This is a genomic window from Mesorhizobium sp. M7A.F.Ca.US.006.04.2.1 (genome assembly GCF_004022915.1).
Lineage (GTDB): Bacteria > Pseudomonadota > Alphaproteobacteria > Rhizobiales > Rhizobiaceae > Mesorhizobium > Mesorhizobium ciceri.
This window is the reverse complement of record NZ_RZQA01000703.1, coordinates 1-3,476: the sequence shown is the minus strand read 5'-3', so window position 1 is coordinate 3,476 and position 3,476 is coordinate 1. Positions and strand designations below refer to the sequence as shown.

At 60.0% G+C, this 3,476-nt stretch carries 3 protein-coding genes; all 3 read right to left on the bottom strand.

Going from position 1 to position 3,476, the window contains the following annotated elements; all coding sequences use genetic code 11:
- Positions 1-1,228: hypothetical protein (locus EN925_RS28400; RefSeq protein ID WP_164894443.1), on the bottom strand; the 1,228-nt coding region annotated here is incomplete at its 3' end.
- Positions 1,225-1,689: a hypothetical protein gene (locus EN925_RS28395; protein ID WP_127370315.1), complete on the bottom strand. Its 465-nt coding sequence runs from the start codon at positions 1,687-1,689 to the stop codon at positions 1,225-1,227. The genes EN925_RS28400 and EN925_RS28395, both read right to left, overlap by 4 nt.
- Positions 1,690-1,717: 28 nt before the next feature.
- Positions 1,718-3,436 carry a flotillin family protein gene (locus EN925_RS28390; RefSeq protein ID WP_164894442.1) on the bottom strand — a complete coding sequence of 573 codons (1,719 nt, stop codon included), beginning with the start codon at positions 3,434-3,436 and terminating at the stop codon, positions 1,718-1,720.
- Positions 3,437-3,476 lie beyond the last annotated feature (40 nt).

The window sequence follows — 3,476 nt, the reverse complement described above, 5'->3', positions numbered from 1 at the left end:
TGGATAGGCTGAGCGTGAGGGAGGAGAAGATTGTCGCGCTGAGGGGCGCATAGCTCGCGACGGCAGCGACAGCTCCGTAGACGAGCGCCAAGGTCACCCGCGCGGCAAACCGCATCGAACGCTGGTCCATGCCCGGGATGATGTAGCGTGATGTCAGCTCGATAGTGCAGACCGATGCACCGGATCCGGCAAAGAATGCGACCGCGATCTGGCCCGATGCGACCAGAAGGACTGTAAAGCCCACTGCCACCATCGGATCGAGCGTTGCCAGCCGTGTCGTGAAGGCTGTCAGCGAGCCACTGGCCGCAATCTCCGCAGCCAGAACCGGCCCGATCAGGATCAGGGCGCCAGCCGCGAGTCCCGCGATCATCCAGACCTGGCCAAATGCAAGGCCGCGGCGCGGCGCACTTGTCACGCCCAGAAAGCTGAAGCCGGGACTGATCGCGATGCCGCCCAGAGACAGGGCGAACGTCAGTCCCGCGAAGGTGGTCCAGAGCCCCCCGGCCGGCAGCTCTTTGCCAATGCCGGCGCTAAACTGGATTACGCCCGGGATCTTGTCCGGCAGCACGCCGCTGGCTGTTCCAATCCCGTTGGCGGCGAATGCCAATTTGTGGAGCGCAAAGCCGGTGAATCCGCCGAAAAAGATTATGAGAGCCAGGACCAGCAGGGACTGGGCGGCGACAAGATAGGCAATCCCGCGCCAGCCTCCGATCACGCTGCAGAGGAACAGGACGAATGCGATTGACCAGATTGCGAGACTGGACGGAACGTCGTTGGCGGTCGCGCCGCTCACCAAGGCACCCGCCTGAGACAGGCACATCGCCGCAAAGGGGACGCTGAAAAGGAACAGCACGAACAGCAAATAGATGCGAAGCGTCGTGCTGCCGAAGTAATCGCCCAGCAGGTCACCAAGCGTGCGCAGCGAGGTCAGCCGGGCGGCAAGCCAAACCCGCTTCTGCGTGATGGCAGCGCAAAGGGCGATACAGATGAGACCGACTGCGACCTGGTTGTATTGAAGGCCGAAGGTGGCGAGCAAAAGCAGATGATCGGGAAGGCTGAGGCTGGCCAAGGTAATGCCGGCGCCGGCGAAGATGATCACCCATGGCGGCAATGCCAGGCCTGCGTCGACGAAATCACCGGGTTGCTGGGCGTGACGGCCGCTGATGGTCGCAAGGTAAAGGCCCAGGACCGCGACGATGCCGAGCACGGAAACCAAGAGCGGGGTCATATATGGTCTCCCGGCGCGCGTTTTGAATCTCGGTCATCCGAGCGGAAGTCCCGGATAACGTCGAACGCTTCGAAGGCCTGCCGTGCCCCGTACCGGGTGATCATGTAGAAAACGACCACGACCCCCGTTGTGATAAAACCGATGCTCAGCGGCAAGAAGTTGTGCGCGGCAAATGGCGCGCTGACCAGCGACAGAACAACGAACAACACAAGCGCGAGTCCGTAGATGACCAGGCCGAGCCCTAGTTCTCGGGGCGAGAAACCCGTCCCGTAGACCACATTGACGATCACGTGAGCGACAAAGCCCGCCAGAATGGCCGCGAACCCGGCAAGGATATAGGGTGTTCCGCCGCGGCCAAATCCATACTCAAACAGGATCGCGGCGGGCAAGGCCACTGCCAACCAGCAGGCCATGACCAAGGCGTGTCGGTCCAGCGCTTCGTGTTTGCCGAGCGGGGTCATCGGTTGCTCTCGCTAGTTTCGTACGCGCTCAGTCGTCCTTGTCCTTCGGCGCATCCGAACCCTGGAAGTTGCGGAACGACATGCCGCCGGCGCTTCCGAGGTTCTCGATCGGCAGTCCCAGGTCCTTCATGAGACCGTCGACGAAGGCGACCTGGGTGCGATATTTCATAGCGGAATTGACAACGCGATCCGTCATGTTGCCGCCGCCCGAGCCGCCCTCGCCGCCACCCATTTCGGACGGGCTGTTGAGGCCCGGCAGGCCGTCGACCTGGAGTATCTTGATCGATTCGATGTTTTCCATCGGCTTCACTGTCTCGCGGATGATGCTTGGCAGATTGCTGACGAGGTTTTCGTAGATGGCACTGCGTCTGCTGGCATCCGAACGGGTGTTTTCGGACTCGTTGAGCATACGCTGCCCGGCGGCGTCCTTGGCATAGCGGACCTCGGCCGCATTGGACTCGGCGATTTCCGCCAGCGCCCTGAGTTCCGTGGCTTCTTTCTCGGCCTTTGCCGAAGAAACGACGCGTTGGGCGTCACGCTCGACCCTGGACGAAGACTGAATGAGCTCGATCCGCTTGATGCGTTCGGCCACTTCTTCTTCGCGTGCGCTGTTGACCTGCTCTTCCTGTTCAACCTGTTTTTTCAGAGCTTCCGCGGCCTGGGTCTTTGCGTAGGCTTCCTCGATCGACTTGTTGATCACCGCGATCAAGCGCTCCTTGTCGACGATTTCGACTTCCTTCTGCTGCTCGATCTCAAACTTATCGACAAACTTCCGCGCAGCGATGCGCAACTCGTCGATCTGGCGGTTGGCGGCGATCGACGCGTCCTGGATCTCCTGAAACGCCTTGGTTTCGGCGAGTTTGATCTTCTGGTTTTTCTCGATCTCGAGCTGCACGATTTCCTCGTCGACCCTCAAGCGTTCGACATCGACATCGTAACGTTTCTTCAGGCGTGCCTTTTCCTGGTCGGCCTCAGCAAGTTCGTTGCTGATGCGAACCTCTTTCGACTTCGCCACGGCCAGCAATTCAATGGTTTTGTCGGTCTCGATTCGATGCGTCTCGGTCACCCGCTGGTTCTGCAGTTTGGCCTTGTCGATCTCGGCCGATGACGTCGTTTCGATGATCGACAGCTCCTGACGCGAACGGATTTCAGACTCCTTCACATGCTGCTCGTTATCGATCCGCTCTGCCTCGATTTCCCGGCGGTTCTGGATCCTCTGCATCTCGAGCTCGCGGCGCGACATGATCTCGGTCATCTCAGTCTCTTGCTGCTTCTTAATCTCCAATGACCGCACCTCCGACTGAGTGTTGATCCGTTCGGAATCGATGAGTCGGTCCTTGGCGATACGAATCCGCTCGCCTTCTTGTTCGCTGCGGATCCTGGCGTTCTGAATACTGATTGTGGAACTAGATCTCTCGGCCTCAATCTCGGCCAGTTGGGCTGCTTTGCGGATTTCGATCGCTTGCGTTTGTTCGATGCGGGCGTATTCGAGGTCACGCTCGATCTCCAGAGACCGCTGCTCGGTTTCGAAATCCTTGAGCTTTATGCTGATCCGCGACTCGTTTTCGATGCGGTTGCGAAGCTGGCGGCGCTCTTCGATCTGCTCGGTCAGCTGCGTCAGGCCTTCGGCATCGAACGCATTGGAGGGATCAAACACGGAGATGTCGGTCTGGTTGAGGCTCGTCAGAGAGGCGTTTTCAAGCTCGAGGCCATTCGACCCCAGGGTCGTCGCCGCCAGGGCGGCCACCTCACTCATGTAGCGGCCGCGGCTGGTGTGGATTTCGTCC